Annotated in this window: 13 protein-coding genes; 7 read left to right on the top strand and 6 right to left on the bottom strand. The window is 60.4% G+C overall.

The genetic code is table 11. The annotated features are described in order from the left end of the window. Positions 1 to 25 precede the first annotated feature (25 nt). The 6 genes from ACS5Q1_RS29085 to ACS5Q1_RS29060 form a co-directional block, all read right to left on the bottom strand. Positions 26 to 1,345: a TRAP transporter large permease gene (locus tag ACS5Q1_RS29085; protein ID WP_473101462.1), complete on the bottom strand. Its 1,320-nt coding sequence runs from the start codon at positions 1,343 to 1,345 to the stop codon at positions 26 to 28. Then, complete coding sequence (locus tag ACS5Q1_RS29080) at positions 1,345 to 1,899, bottom strand: TRAP transporter small permease (RefSeq protein ID WP_473101461.1); 555 nt, start codon at positions 1,897 to 1,899, stop codon at positions 1,345 to 1,347. The genes ACS5Q1_RS29085 and ACS5Q1_RS29080 overlap by 1 nt, the downstream gene beginning before the upstream one ends. Before the next feature lie 68 nt (positions 1,900 to 1,967). After that, positions 1,968 to 2,957: a TRAP transporter substrate-binding protein gene (locus ACS5Q1_RS29075; RefSeq protein ID WP_473101460.1), complete on the bottom strand. Its 990-nt coding sequence runs from the start codon at positions 2,955 to 2,957 to the stop codon at positions 1,968 to 1,970. A gap of 232 nt (positions 2,958 to 3,189) precedes the next feature. After that, a complete protein-coding gene (locus ACS5Q1_RS29070) occupies positions 3,190 to 4,143 on the bottom strand; it encodes an NAD(P)-dependent oxidoreductase (protein ID WP_473101458.1) in 954 nt (317 codons plus the stop codon). A 40-nt stretch (positions 4,144 to 4,183) separates the two neighbouring features. After that, complete coding sequence (locus tag ACS5Q1_RS29065) at positions 4,184 to 4,960, bottom strand: SDR family oxidoreductase (RefSeq protein ID WP_473101457.1); 777 nt, start codon at positions 4,958 to 4,960, stop codon at positions 4,184 to 4,186. 82 nt (positions 4,961 to 5,042) lie between these two features. Continuing rightward, entirely contained in the window at positions 5,043 to 5,759 is a 717-nt protein-coding gene (locus tag ACS5Q1_RS29060) for a GntR family transcriptional regulator (RefSeq protein ID WP_473101455.1), read from the bottom strand. A gap of 82 nt (positions 5,760 to 5,841) precedes the next feature. Here ACS5Q1_RS29060 and ACS5Q1_RS29055 point away from each other — a divergent pair, with 82 nt between their 5' ends. The 7 genes from ACS5Q1_RS29055 to ACS5Q1_RS29025 all read left to right on the top strand — a co-directional run bounded on the left by ACS5Q1_RS29055 (position 5,842) and on the right by ACS5Q1_RS29025 (position 13,436). Next, on the top strand, positions 5,842 to 7,092 hold the full coding sequence (locus ACS5Q1_RS29055; protein ID WP_473101454.1) for an ABC transporter substrate-binding protein: 1,251 nt from the start codon (positions 5,842 to 5,844) through the stop codon (positions 7,090 to 7,092). Between the two features lie 130 nt (positions 7,093 to 7,222). After that, entirely contained in the window at positions 7,223 to 8,098 is an 876-nt protein-coding gene (locus tag ACS5Q1_RS29050; RefSeq protein WP_473101452.1) for a branched-chain amino acid ABC transporter permease, read from the top strand. Between the two features lie 4 nt (positions 8,099 to 8,102). Further along, on the top strand, positions 8,103 to 10,619 hold the full coding sequence (locus ACS5Q1_RS29045) for a branched-chain amino acid ABC transporter ATP-binding protein/permease (protein ID WP_473101451.1): 2,517 nt from the start codon (positions 8,103 to 8,105) through the stop codon (positions 10,617 to 10,619). A gap of 20 nt (positions 10,620 to 10,639) precedes the next feature. Continuing rightward, entirely contained in the window at positions 10,640 to 11,572 is a 933-nt protein-coding gene (locus ACS5Q1_RS29040; RefSeq protein ID WP_473101450.1) for a 3-hydroxyacyl-CoA dehydrogenase, read from the top strand. A 22-nt stretch (positions 11,573 to 11,594) separates the two neighbouring features. After that, positions 11,595 to 12,521, top strand: a complete 927-nt coding sequence (gene kce / locus ACS5Q1_RS29035; RefSeq protein ID WP_473101449.1) for a 3,5-dioxohexanoate:acetyl-CoA acetone transferase — start codon at positions 11,595 to 11,597, stop codon at positions 12,519 to 12,521. Between the two features lie 58 nt (positions 12,522 to 12,579). Continuing rightward, the gene (locus tag ACS5Q1_RS29030; protein WP_473101448.1) at positions 12,580 to 13,086 is read left to right on the top strand and encodes an alcohol dehydrogenase catalytic domain-containing protein; all 507 of its coding nucleotides are present in this window, start codon (positions 12,580 to 12,582) and stop codon (positions 13,084 to 13,086) included. Next, entirely contained in the window at positions 13,083 to 13,436 is a 354-nt protein-coding gene (locus ACS5Q1_RS29025) for a zinc-binding dehydrogenase (protein ID WP_473101447.1), read from the top strand. Before ACS5Q1_RS29030 ends, ACS5Q1_RS29025 begins: the two co-directional genes overlap by 4 nt. Positions 13,437 to 13,532: the final 96 nt, after the last annotated feature.

The following is a 13,532-nucleotide window of genomic DNA, read 5'->3' as shown; positions in this document are numbered from 1 at the left end:
GCCGGCAGGCTTCTGCAGGGGGAGCTCACTTCAGAAACTCCGGCGAGACAAGACTGGGCACGAAGAGAGCGACCTGCGGCCAGACGATGAGGAGAGCCAAGACAAGGAACATTGGGACGAGCATGATCATAGTGTCCTTCAGCGCCTGCCGCATCCGGATCCCGGCGACCGAGCATGCGATCATCAGGCAGAGGCCATAGGGTGGCGTGACGAGTCCAAAGGCCAGCGACACGATGCCGATCATGGCAAAGTGAACTGGGTCGAGGCCGGCGGAGCGCGCCAGCGGCTCCAGGATCGTTCCCACAATAATGATGGCGGGAATGGCATCGAGAAAGCACCCGACTACGAGAAACACGAATGCAATGAAGAAACCGGTTCCGATCGGCCCGAGCTCCCAGGCCGAAACACCAGACAGGATGGCCTTGGGGATCTGGTAATAGGCAAGCAACCAGCCAAAGGCGCTCGCCGTGCCGACACAGAAAAGCGTTATTCCGGCGAACTTGCCCGTGTCGATGAGCGCTTCCCGGAACGCTGCAGAGTCCATTTCGCGATAGATGAAAATGGACAGGAAGCCGGCGTAAAGCACGGCAATGCAGGCCGACTCCGTTGCCGTAAACCAGCCGAAGATCTTCCCACCAATGATGATGAGCGGCGTCATCAAGGCCGGAACCGAAGCCAGTATGGACTTGAAGAAGGTCCTCCAGCTGTCACGCGGATAGGTCGGGTAGCCCTTGAGAGTTGCATAGGCATGGACCGTCGCCATCTGGGCGAGAGCGATCAGCAGACCGGGTATAACTCCCGCGAGGAAGAGGGCGCCGATGGAAACCGTCAACACTCCGCCCCAGACGATCATCAGGATGGACGGCGGGATGATAACCGCCAGAACCGCTGAGACGGCAGTGATCGCGACGGAAAACGAGTCATCGTAGCCTTCCCGGCGCTGCGCCTCGATAAAGATCTTCGACTGGCTTGCTGCGTCCGCGGTCGAAGAGCCCGAAATGCCCGCAAAGAAGAAGGATAGCACCACGTTGATCTGCGCCAATCCTCCGGGGAAGTGTCCGACCATCGACCGGGACAGCTTCATGAGCCTCTCCGTGATGCCGCCGACATTCATCAGGTTCGCAGTCAGCAGGAAGAATGGGACGGCCAGGAGGATGAAGGAGTTGTACGCGTTGAAGGTCTCCTGCACGAGGGTCATGGCGGAGAGCCGAGGCTCGATGATCAGGATCGGCAGACAGGCCAGCGCCAATGCGAAAGCAACCGGAACGCGGAGCAACATCAATCCGAAGAAGATGCCGAACAGGACAAGTGCCGCTTGGCCGGGGGAAAGCAGAGCGCCGGTCATCAGAGGGGCCCCTCCGGGGTCGGGATAGGGTCTGCCGGCGGCAGAGTTCCCCGGCCGAGCAGTACATTCACCTCGTCCCACATCTGCTCGCCAAGGAAGACAAGCCAAGTGATACCGGTGATTGGCCAGGCAATATGGATGACCCAGAGCGGCAGTTCGGCCAGTTCGGAGATCCGGTACCAGGCAAACTGCGTGAACTCGATCCCGGACCAAATGAATACGAGCGCGACGATGAGCACGCAGATGCGAGCGATCAACCGCACGGCGGCCTCTGGACGCGGCGACAGCCGCGGCCAGACATCAACTTCGAAATGAGTGCTCTCACGGACGCCGATCATAGCTCCTATCATAACCGTCCAGACCAGCAGGAAACGCGCCATTTCTTCGGTCCAGATGTAATGCGGGATGATCGAGGTGAAGCGTGAAAAGATCTGCAATGTGACTGGGATGACCAGGACCGCGGTGGAAATCGCCACGAGCCAGGACAAAAAGAGGCTGTACCACGCGGTTATTCTCCGCCACATGCTGTGCCGTTCGGGCGTTGGTGTTGCCATAAGCTCCTCATTCCTTGAGAAGGAATGGTCAGGGATTGCTCCCCGACCGTGTCACGAAGCGCGGCGCACTACTCGATGCTATTGATCTCCGCCAGGATCTTGTCAGCCTCAATCTCCTTGGCATAGGCCGCCAGAACGGGATCGACGAGTTTCTTCATGGCATCACGATCCCTGAAGGTGACCTGCTTCAGCTTACCGGCCTTCTCCAGGGCGTCGAGCTTTGCCGCATCCTCGCTGGACTCGATGGCCCGGCCGTGCGCGCCAGCCTCCTTGCCGGACTTGATAACGCAGGACTGCAACTCGGCGGGCAAGTTGCGGAATGTCTTGCCGGAAAATGCCAGCGGCCGGATCGTGATGGCGTGCTTGGTCATTGCCAGGTTAGGCGCCACCTCGAAGAACTTCATCTGCTCAACGCCGGCAGCTTCGTTCTCGCCCGCGGCGATCACGCCGTTCTGAATCGCGTTGTAAACCTCGTTATAGGCAATGACGGTTGGCGACATGCCGATCGCAGCGAATGTGCGGCTCCAGATTGGGGCGCCCTGGACGCGGATCTTGAGGCTCTTGATCTCTTCCAAATTGGCGACCGGCTTGTTGACGAAGATATTGCGTGTGCCGCCGCCGGCGTAGCCGATCAGCATGACGTCGGCACGTTTGGCGATCTCGTCCGCGATCGGCTTAAACAGGTCCCGGTCGAGCACCTTATTCCAATGAGCGAGGTCGCGAAACAGAAACGGCGCATCAATGAAGGGAGCGGCTTTCGAGAAGGTCGACATATGCGCCGGCGAGACGATCGCGAAATCGACCGCGCGTCCTTGCGACATGTATTCGAAATACTGCTTCTCAAGGCCGAGCTCGCTATTCTTATGCAGGATGATATTGAGCGGCTTGCCGAAGCAGGACTGTACGAGCTCCCCGAACTTGGCCAACGATTTGGTGAAGGCATGGTTGTCGTTGAACTGGGACGCACCGTGGAGCTCGATTGCCTGCTGGGCGGACACTCCTGAAGGGCCGAGAGCCAATCCCAGCCCGAACAAACCGGTAGCAAGTATCTTCCTCATTTCCGTATCCTCCCTGATGACCCTCTGGCGGGGCTAAAGTACGATACTGTAGGTGAACATCGTAATTTTCAATTCTTATTCAGTACATTGCGAAAATCATCTCCATTTATGTCAGTATTTTGAATTTTATCCATCAGCAAACTATAACCATTTCTGTGTCTTACTTGACAACGACATAATCTCCCCAGAGTCATCGAGTGACTAGGGCTGATGGCCGTGCAGGCGTCAGTCCTCAGCCCAAGTTTTTGCTCCCGTTGAGTTGTGTCAGGACATCCGTTAGATGCGGTATGTGCTTGCCGCTGTTGCCCATTGCACTAGCGATGGTGAGCGTCTGCAGAACGGCAGGACCTATGAGTCCGGTCGCCTTCACGTCATTCACCATTGCAATGAAGTAGGCGAGATCCTTGTGGGCGTTGCCGATCGCAAACTGCAAACGGCTGGGATCGCCCTCGAGCACGTAGGGCATGATCATCTGAAACATCGCGCTGTTCGCGCCACCTGCCGAGACTAGGTCATATAGAGCCTTCGGGTCGACGCCCGTCGCGCGGGCCACCGCAACCGCCTCCGCAACGACGCTCGCGTGGCTCATTGCGATAAAATTGTTAATCAGTTTGATCTTGTGCCCTGCACCGACACCGCCGACGTGGAAAACATTTTCAGCGAAGCACTTGAGGACGGGAAGGATCTCCTCGAAGAGCGCCGGGTTTGCACCCACAATGACGTTAAGACGTCCCTCCTCGGCCTCCTTCGGCGTACGGGTGAGCGGCGCATCGGCAAAACGAAAACCTCTCGCTTGATAATCGGCAGCGATCTTAACCGACGAGATGGGATTGGCGGTGGAGGTATCGACGTGGATGAGCCCCTCGCGCGCGCCAGACAGAATGCCATTCTCGCCGTAGATGAGACCTTCGACATCATTGGACGTCGGCACGCAGGTGAAGATGATTTCGGACGCGGCAGCCACCTCGCGCGGTGTATTCACCTCCGTTGCGCCACGGGCAACGAGGTCATCCACCCGTTCACGACTCCGATTGGCCACAACAGTAAGCCTGTGGCCCTTCTCGATGAGGTTCTTGGCCATGCCATGGCCCATGAGGCCGATCCCGATGAAGCCGATACTGGCCATATTCATCCTCCCTGTTTCGTAGCTCGCACTCAGTTCCTTAGATGAGGCCCGGCACTTCAAGGTCTAAGCCTTGATTCAGATGGTGCAGCAGATGCAGTTGTCAGAAAAGGGCCTGGAGATCCCCGTCAACGGCAATGGCCTGCCCTGAAATCGTACGACCCAATGGCGAGCACAGAAAAACGATCTGGTCGGCAAGCTGCTGTGCCGTTACGTAGTCCTTCAAGGATGTGTTCGCGAGCGCCCGCTGCTGCATCTCCTCGAACGGTATGCCGAGCTGCTGGGCCTTGGCTTCAAGCACCCGGCGCTGGCGGTCGCCGGCGACGACCCCAGGCAGGATCGCGTTCACACGGATGCCGTCTTCGCCCAATTCCCGTGAGAGCGACTTCGTAAAGCCGATCACGGCCCACTTGGCAGCGGCGTACGGGGAGCGCAAGGGGAAACCAAACCGGCCTGCGGCGGAGGACAGATTCACGATCGAGGCATTCTGGCTTTGCCTCAGGTAGGGTACTGCAAGACGCGTGCAGTTGAACTGCCCGGTGATGCAGACCTCGAGGCAGCGATCCCAGTCCTCCGGGTTGATCTCCTCAACCCGGGCGGTCGGCCCTGCGATGCCGGCATTGTTGACGAGGACATCCAGCCCGCCGAGAACTCTCAGAGCCTCCTCGAAAACCCGGGCGACATCAGCTCGATTCGCCACATCGCCGTAGGAGGAGGTCAGGTCCGGATCAGTCGCGGTCGCCTCCTGGAGAGCGGCGCAGTCCACGTCGCAGACATGCACGCGAGCGCCTTCACGGTGGAAGGTGCGCGCAATCTCAAGTCCGATGCCAGCGGCGCCAGCAGTCACCAGCACACGCAGGCCGGCGATGTTGAGGTTCATCTTCGTCGTCTCCATTCCTAGCCGGGCACCTTTGCGCTCGGCGCCCGCTCCTCATGTGATGTCCGAGAGCCCGCGCATCGGCTTACTCTAGCAGACGTCCGGTGCTCTCGATGAAACTGGCCGCGCCTTCAATGTCGTCGATGAGCGCCTTGCGTGCGGCGGCTCCGTCACCGGCCTTCACCGCAGCTACGAGACGGCGGTGATGTCCGGTTGCGCCGCCCGTGCGCAACCGTTCGGGTGAGGCCTTGAGATCGAAGTTCAGAACTGGCCCAATTTTCAGCCAGAGCCCCTCGATGATCCCCACCAGCGTCGGCAGGCCGGTCGCCCGGTAGACGGCGAAGTGCAGTTCCTTGTTGGCTCGGACGGCTCGATCCGCATGAGGATCGGAGCTTCGGGCCTCGGCAAGGAGCGCCTCTTCGAATTGCCGCATGGCGGCGAGGTCGGACTCCGCGCGGCTCATGGCCGCCTGCTCCGCCGCAAAGCCCTCGACCGCGAGTCTTACAGTCGTCAGTTCCCGGAAGCGTGCGAGGTTCATCAGCGGGACGCGCACCGCACGGTTCGGCAGCACCTCCAGGGATTGGTCGGCAACAAGCCGCGAGACTGCCTCCCGCACCGGCATCATCGAGACGCCGAGGGTTTCGGCAACACTGCGCAGGGACATCTTCTGCCCGGGGGCAAGCTCACCGCTCATCAGCAGCTCACGCAATTCGGTATAGACGCGTTCGCCCAGGGTGACGCGTTCCAGCCGGCCGATCTGGGTGATGGCCGATGGAGTCTTGGTGGGGCGGGGGCTCGACAAGTTGCTCATTTTCCGACAGTCTAACTGTGATCACAGATCGCGGCAAGTAACGCGACAGCATCATGGGAGGAAGGAAACGGCCATGGCACATTCTGATGACTTGACCCGTCGTATGCTCCTGAAGGGAGCGGCCGGCGCGACCGCGCTTGCAGGACTCGGGATGCCTGCAATCGTCAAGGCGCAATCTGACGTGATCCGGATCGGGCACCTCACGCCCATCACCGGATTCTTGGGGCCGCTCGGCGAGTTCGCCCAGATGGGCGTGAAGCTCGCAGCCGAGGAAATCAACGCCGCCGGTGGCGTCCTGGGCCGCAAGATCGAGCTCGTGATCGAAGATTCGGTGAACCCGCAGACCGCCTCCGCCAAGGCCGAACGCCTGATCGAGCGCGATAAGGTCGCGATGATCATCGGCGAAATCTCTTCCGCCTCAGCCCTGGCCATCGGTCAGGTGGCCAACCGGACCAAGACGGTTTTCATCAACACCGGCGCCAATTCCGACGCCCTGCGCGGGGCGAGCTGCAATCCTTTCATGTTCCACATTGAGGCTGCGAACTCGATGATGGTCACGGCAGTCGGCACGTACCTGAAGACCGAGAACATGATCAAGGGCAAGAAGTGGTACTCCCTCACGGCGGATTATGCCTTCGGCCACGATCTCTTCCGGGTCGCCAAAAAATTCGTAACGGAGAACGGGGGCGAATTCATCGGCGAGGAGCTCGTCCCCACCGATGCCACCGACTTCAGTCCCTACCTCCTCAAGATCCGGCAGGCCCAGCCCGATATCGTTGCCTCGAATCTCGCCGGTAATCAGATCACGAACTTCATCAAGCAGTATGCCGAATATGGTCTCCAGTTCCCGATCACCGGCTTCGGCTTCGACACGGCGGTAGCCTGGGGTGCCGGCAAGGGCAACTTCTCTGGTATCTGGCCGCTGATCTGGCACCACATGGTCGACACGCCGTCGTCGAAGAGGTTCGTCGAGGCATTCACGAAGAAATACGGCAAACCGCCCGAGAACCAGTGCTGGGGCGACTATAACTCCCTTAAGATCGTCGCGCAGTCTTTCACCGAGTTGAAATCCGCGGACCCGCAGAAACTCGCTGAGCACCTGCGCAAAGGCGCGAAATTCGACGTCCTAAAGAACCGTGAAGGCTATTTCCGCGCCTACGACAACCAGATGGTCCAGGAGATGTATGCCGTTCGTGCCAAGGATCCCGACAAGATGAAGGACCAGTGGGATATTTACGAACCGCTGGGCTCCGTCCCCGGTCCGAGTGAGGATCTCGAGGTCTTGGCGCCCCCGAAGGATGGCACCTGCAAGATACAGGCATGACGCGTCAAATATCGGTCAGGCCGGACAGTTAGCCGCCGTTCCGGCCGCCGAGAAGCACGGGCATTCTGTTTTCCCTCAGTTCCGGCTCCTCGCGGGAGGACGCCTCCAATAACCGGAAAGGGAATCTCGCGTGGCGTTCGTCTTTCTTCTTGAGCAGGTGCTAAATGGCCTTCTGGTGGGCGCTTACTATCTGCTGATCGCCCTCGGCCTCTCGCTGATTTTTTCGCTCGGCGGAATCGTCAACCTGTCCCACGGCGCGTTCTATGCGATCGGCGCGTATCTCGCCGTGATGCTGACGCCTAAGATCGGATTTGGAGGCGCGTTCGTTATATCTCCCGTGCTCGTCGCGCTCTTAGGCGTCGTGATCGAGCGCCTACTCTTTCGAAGGTTCTACAGATCTGATCCCATTCTCAGCCTGCTCCTGACCTTCGGGCTTGCAATGATCATCGAGCAGAGTCTCCGGATTATTTTCGGGGCTGCTCCCCTGCCTTTCTCCATCCCGTCGGCTCTTAGAGGTCAGGTCTTCCTCGGCAATTTCATCTATCCGCGCTACCGCCTGATCATCTTTGGCGTGGCGCTCGCTGCCGTCATCGCGACCTGGTTCCTGGTCTACCGCACAGCCTTCGGCCGTGTGGTCCGGGCCGGAGTGCAAAACCCGGACATGGTGGGAGCGCTCGGCATCTCGCTCCAGCCGTACATGACGGCCGTCGCCGCGCTCGGCATCGGCCTGGCAGGCCTTGCCGGAGTCCTGCTGGCTCCGATCTCGGGGGTTCACCCCGCCATGGGGGCCGAAATTCTGACAGCCGCCTTCGTGGTGGTCGTCATCGGCGGGTTGGGTTCGTTCTGGGGCGTGATTGCAGCTGCGGCGCTCGTGGGTGTGGTTCGTGGCCTCACGATCTACTTCTTTCCGCCTGCCGGCGAAGCCTCAATGTACCTGCTGATGGCCCTCGTGCTGCTTCTGCGGCCGCGCGGGTTGCTCGGTGAACGCATCCAGAAATTCGAGTAGATCGATGCGCACGAATTACTGGCCTCTCCTCATCGCGGCGGCAGCGCTCATTCTGCTGCCCTTCGTTCTTGATCCCGTAGGTCTGCCGCTTCGATCGTCGATCGACGTGGTGGTGTTCGCCATCGCCTGCCTAGGCCTGAACGTTCTGGTCGGCTACACAGGCCTCGTCTCCTTCGGGCACGGCGTCTGGTTCGGGCTTGGGGCTTACGCGGCGGCCTTGAGCCAGCTTCACTGGTTTCCGGACGGCATCGTTCTTCCGGCTCTCTTCGCCATCGTCTTCATTGCCGGGGTGTCATCTCTCCTGGGCGCGCTCATCCTGCGGCGTCGCGGCGTCTACTTCTCCCTGCTGACGCTGGCATTGGCGGCCATGCTCTTTGCGATCGCCTACCGCTGGACGGCGTTGACGGGTGGCGAGAGCGGGCTCGGAGGCGTTGTCCGCACCCGTGCGATCGGCCTCGATCTGAGCTTGGACTGGACCTACTACTGGTTCGTTGCGGCGGTGGCGTTTGCCGTCTGCTTTGCCCTGCTGCGCTTCCACAACTCGCCCGCTGGGAGCGTACTGGTGGCGATCAGGGAAAACGAGCAGCGTGCACGCTTTCTCAGCTATCCGACCAATCGCTACAAGCTTCTCGGGTTCGTGGTGTCCGCCACGGTGGTGGGAATCGCTGGCATCCTCTCGGTTTTCAACCATCGCTTTGCCTCGGCCGAGCCCCTCTCCGTCGCCTTCTCGGGCGAGTTGATCGCGATGGTGGTAATCGGCGGAATGCGCAGTTTCCTCGGGCCTGCCCTGGGGGCACTCTTCTACATCCTGTTCCGTGAGTTCCTGTCGATCTGGACACCGCACTGGCTGCTCTATTTCGGCATCCTCTTCGTCGGGTTCATCGTCCTCTCGCCGACGGGACTGGTCGGGATCGCACAGCGGATCGCGACTCCATTCCGGGCCAAGGTCACGGAAGAGGCCGCCATGGCGGGTCGCACCCTGACCGACGAGCCCCTGCCCTCGTTTCTTAGGCCCGCTGACCATGTGGATGGCGTCATTCTCGAAGCCCGCGGCATTACGAAGAGCTTTGGCGCGCTCAAGGCTGTTCAGTCGGTCAATATCGCCGTGCGTGACCGTAGCCTCCACGCCTTGATCGGACCGAACGGTGCCGGAAAGACTACGGCCTTCAATCTGATCTCCGGGTACTATACGCCTGATGAAGGCGACGTCCTCCTCCAAGGCCGCTCCATCGCCGGGCTTTCCCCTGAAGCGATCACGCAGGGCGGCATCGGACGCTCGTTCCAGATCACGAACCTCTTTCCAGCCCTGACGGTCGAAGAGAATGTCCGCCTCGCCGTGCAGGCCCGCCACCCGCAGCGTTTCAATCCCTGGACGGCCGCGCGATCAATCAAGCAGATCGAAGCCGAGACTTCAGCGGTCATTCGCTATCTCGGCGTCGCCGGCATCGAGAAGGCCGAGGCGGGCGCCCTCTCCTATGGCGGGCAGCGCCTTCTGGACATGGGCCTGGCGCTTGCCACGAAGCCAAGGGTGCTGCTGCTCGACGAGCCGCTTGCCGGCCTTGCGGCTGCCGAGCGCCAGCGCATCGGCGACATCATCAAGCGCATCTCCGCGGACGTTCCGATGCTGCTCGTCGAGCACGATATCGATCGTGTGTTCCAGATCGCCGATGCCGTCACGGTAATGAATGCGGGCCAGGTTCTGGTCGACGGAACAGTGGAGAATGCCCGCTCAAGCACGAAGGTGCAGGAGATCTATATCGGCTCCGGCGCGGCCAACATTGCGGCGAAGCCTCGGCAGAGCGCCGCTGAGGCGGCAACTGTGCTCGCTGCAGAGAAAGTCAACACGTTCTATGGCAAGAGCCATGTCCTGGCGGACGTGTCCTTCGACGTGCATCAACATGAGATCGTGGCTCTTCTGGGCCGCAACGGCGCCGGCAAGTCGACCCTGCTCAAGACGTTGATCGGCATTGCACCGCCCGGTTCAGGCTCGATCAGGCTCGATGGCCAGGAGATCGCCAGCCGGCCCTCCGCCGAGATCGCGCGTCTGGGAATCGGCTACGTGCCGCAGGGACGCGGGCTCTTTGCCGGAATGACTGTGGCCCAGAATCTTGAACTCGGGCGGCTCAAGCGCGAGACCGGCCACGGCGTCCGGTGGGATCTGGACAGGATCTTCGAATATTTCCCGCGGATCCGTGAGAGGCTCGACACCCCGGCAGATTTCCTTTCCGGCGGCGAGCAGCAGATGGTGGCAGTCGCACGCGCCCTATCGGGCGACGTGAAGGTGTTGCTCCTCGACGAACCCTTCGAAGGTCTTGCTCCAGCTATTGTCGAACAACTCTTCGAGAGCTTCGACAAGCTCCGGCATGAGGTCTCGATCATCATCGTCGACCATCACCTCGACCTCGCGCTAGCCTTGTCCGACCGGACGGTCGCGCTCGAACGAGGTCGGGTGATTCATACCGGTCCATCGAAGGACCTGCGAGACGATCTTGCGCTCCGCCGCAAGGTCCTGTGGCTGTGACCCTTGAGGGAGATTACAGAATGCCGGGTGCTGCGATCATTGGTGCGGGCCTGATTGGCCGGTCCTGGGCGATCGTCTTCGCGCGGGCCGGCTGGGATGTGCGCATCACCGACCCAAACTCCGAGACGCTTGAGAAGGCGCCCAGTCTCATCCGCGAAGGGCTTGAAGAGCTTGCAAGGCATGGCCTCGTCGCCAACCCTGAAGATGCATCCGAGCGCGTCGTCGCCGTGCCTTCGCTTGCGCAGGCTGTGAACGGAGCCGACCTCGTTCAGGAAAATGGCCCCGAGATCGTCGAGACCAAACAGCTCATCTTTGCGGAGCTCGACCGGCTTGCACCACCAGACTGCATTCTCGCCTCGTCGACCTCCGCGATTGTCGCGTCCCACTTTACCGAGGGACTATCAGGCCGCGCCCGCTGCCTCGTGGCCCATCCAGTCAATCCCCCTCACCTTGTGCCGCTCGTCGAACTCTGTGGAGCTCCCTGGACAGCACCCGAGATGGTCGCTCGCGCGCGAACGATCTATGAGAGCGTCGAGCAGGTACCCATCATGGTGAACCGGGAGGTCGAGGGTTTCGTCCTCAACCGGCTCCAGGGCGCGCTCCTGGCAGAGGCGTTCCGGCTCGTCGGCGAGGGCGTGGTCAGTCCGCAGGACCTCGACAAAACCCTCAAGGATGGTCTCGGCCTGCGCTGGTCCTTCCTCGGTCCCTTCGAGACCATCGAACTCAACGCGCCCGGTGGCATCGCCGATTACTGCAACCGCTATACGGGCTTCTATCGTCGTCTCTCCGAGGATCCCGCCAAGCCCCATGTCTGGGATAGGGAGAATGTGAGTCGCGTCCTGGAGGCCTGGGGCGAAGCGCCGGGACCCGATGCGCTCGCACGCCGCTCCGCCTGGCGGGACAAACGCTTGGCCGCCCTGAAGGCCCACAAGCAGTCGCAACCGGATCAGTGATCTCCCGAGAGGAACCAAGTCCATGGCTCGCAAAGTCATCATCACGTGCGCAGTGACCGGCGCGATTCATACGCCATCTATGTCCCCTCATCTGCCGATCACGCCTGAGGAGATCGCAGAAGCCGCCATCGGTGCGGCGGAAGCAGGAGCTGCAATCGTGCATCTGCACGCGCGAGACCCGAAGAATGGCAAGCCTGATCAGTCGCCGGAAGCCTTCGCGCCGTTCCTGCAAGTGGTGAAGCAGCGAAGCAACTGCGTCATCAACATCACGACAGGCGGTGCACCGACCATGCTGGTGGAGGAGCGGGTGCGCCCTGCGGCTCATTACAAGCCCGAGATTGCCTCCCTCAACATGGGCTCGATGAATTTCGGACTCTACCCAATGCTCAACCGGTTCAAAGAGTTCAAGTACGATTGGGAGGAACCGTACCTCGAAGGATCGCGTGACAGGATCTTCCGCAATACGTTCTCCGATATCGAATACATTCTGACGACCTGCGCCGAGAATGGCACTCGCTTCGAGATCGAGTGCTACGACATCGGCCACCTCTACACTCTCGCCCATTTCGTGGACCGCAGCCTCATCAAGCCGCCTCTCTTCATCCAAAGCGTCTTTGGTCTTCTGGGCGGCATTGGCGCGCACCCCGAGGATGTGGCCCACATGAAGCGTACGGCCGACCGGCTATTTGGGGATGAGTATCAATGGTCAGTACTCGGTGCCGGCAAGAACCAACTGCCCATCGCAGCCCAAGCGGCAGCCATGGGAGGCAATGTCCGCGTCGGTCTGGAGGATTCACTCTGGATCGGTCCGGGCAAACTCGCCGAATCCAATGCGCAGCAGGTGAGAGCGGCGCGCCAAATTATTGAGGGACTTGGACTAGAAATTGCTACTCCTGATGATGCGCGAGACATGCTTTCGTTGAAGGGTGGTGATCGAGTTAACTTTTAGTGACAAATCCGACCTGAATCTTGGGACGATCAAGCGCATCTTTTGGGAGACAACCCGGATGAAAGCGCTTCGATGTGACGAGCCTGGCAAATTGGCCCTCATCCAGCGGGATATGCCCAAGATCGGCTCAGGGGAGGTCCTAGTGTGCATCCGAAGGATGGGTACGTGCGGGACGGATTATCACATTTTCCACGGTAATCAGCCCAATTTCAAATACCCACGGGTGATCGGCCATGAATTCGCGGGCGAGATCGCCGAGGCGCCGACCGGCAGCTCATCCCGGATCGGCGATATCGTCTGTATCGAATCCTATGTCTACTGCGGAAGTTGCCGCGCCTGCCTACTGGGCAGGACGAACTGCTGCCAGCATCTGCAGGTGCTAGGGGTGCACCGTGATGGTGGAGCCTGCGAGTATATTGCGGTGCCGGAACGGAACGTTATTTCCGTGGGAGGTCTGGGTCTGGACGAGGCGGCGATGGTCGAGCTCATTGCGGTTGGCGCCCATGGAGTGCAGCGCTCAGGCGCAGCGCCGGCGAGCCGCGTTGCTGTGGCAGGGGCCGGGTGATCGGCATTGCGGCGGCGATCTTTGCCAAGGCGCGAGGTGCTGAGGTGACCATCATCGATATGAACGCTCGACGACTTGCCTTCTGTCAGGATGAGGTCGGTAGCGAACATGTCTTTGAGCTTTCGCCCGTAATCGATGAACATCTCAAGGCTGTCACGGACGGTGACTTCTTTGTCATTGCTCTCGATGCAACGGGAAACCCCAAGGCGATGATGAAGGGTTTCTCCTATGTTGGCCATGGCGGTACTTATGTACTCCTGTCGATTGTGTGCGTCGACATCGTGTTCAGCGATCCGGAACTTCATAAGCGTGAGACATCGCTTCTAATGATCTTCACGGAGGTGGTGTAACATAGGGTGATGTCGATCCTCATGAGGAGGCGCGCGATGGATGACGACGTTTGGCGGCCGACGCATCTAACATCCGAGCAGATGGAGGAGCGGCGT

The sequence above is a fragment of the Microvirga sp. GN3 genome, assembly GCF_055792825.1.
Note: the sequence above shows the minus strand (reverse complement) of the source record. Positions and strands in the feature narration are given on the sequence as shown.

Bases quoted from the DNA above. Each gene is read 5' to 3' on its own strand.
- ACS5Q1_RS29085 (WP_473101462.1), bottom strand. From the start codon at position 1,345: ATGACCGGCGCTCTGCTTTCCCCCGGCCAAGCGGCACTTGTCCTGTTC.
- ACS5Q1_RS29080 (WP_473101461.1), bottom strand. From the start codon at position 1,899: ATGGCAACACCAACGCCCGAACGGCACAGCATGTGGCGGAGAATAACC.
- ACS5Q1_RS29075 (WP_473101460.1), bottom strand. From the start codon at position 2,957: ATGAGGAAGATACTTGCTACCGGTTTGTTCGGGCTGGGATTGGCTCTC.
- ACS5Q1_RS29065 (WP_473101457.1), bottom strand. From the start codon at position 4,960: ATGAACCTCAACATCGCCGGCCTGCGTGTGCTGGTGACTGCTGGCGCC.
- ACS5Q1_RS29055 (WP_473101454.1), top strand. From the start codon at position 5,842: ATGGCACATTCTGATGACTTGACCCGTCGTATGCTCCTGAAGGGAGCG.
- ACS5Q1_RS29045 (WP_473101451.1), top strand. From the start codon at position 8,103: ATGCGCACGAATTACTGGCCTCTCCTCATCGCGGCGGCAGCGCTCATT.
- ACS5Q1_RS29040 (WP_473101450.1), top strand. From the start codon at position 10,640: ATGCCGGGTGCTGCGATCATTGGTGCGGGCCTGATTGGCCGGTCCTGG.
- kce (WP_473101449.1), top strand. From the start codon at position 11,595: ATGGCTCGCAAAGTCATCATCACGTGCGCAGTGACCGGCGCGATTCAT.
- ACS5Q1_RS29030 (WP_473101448.1), top strand. From the start codon at position 12,580: ATGAAAGCGCTTCGATGTGACGAGCCTGGCAAATTGGCCCTCATCCAG.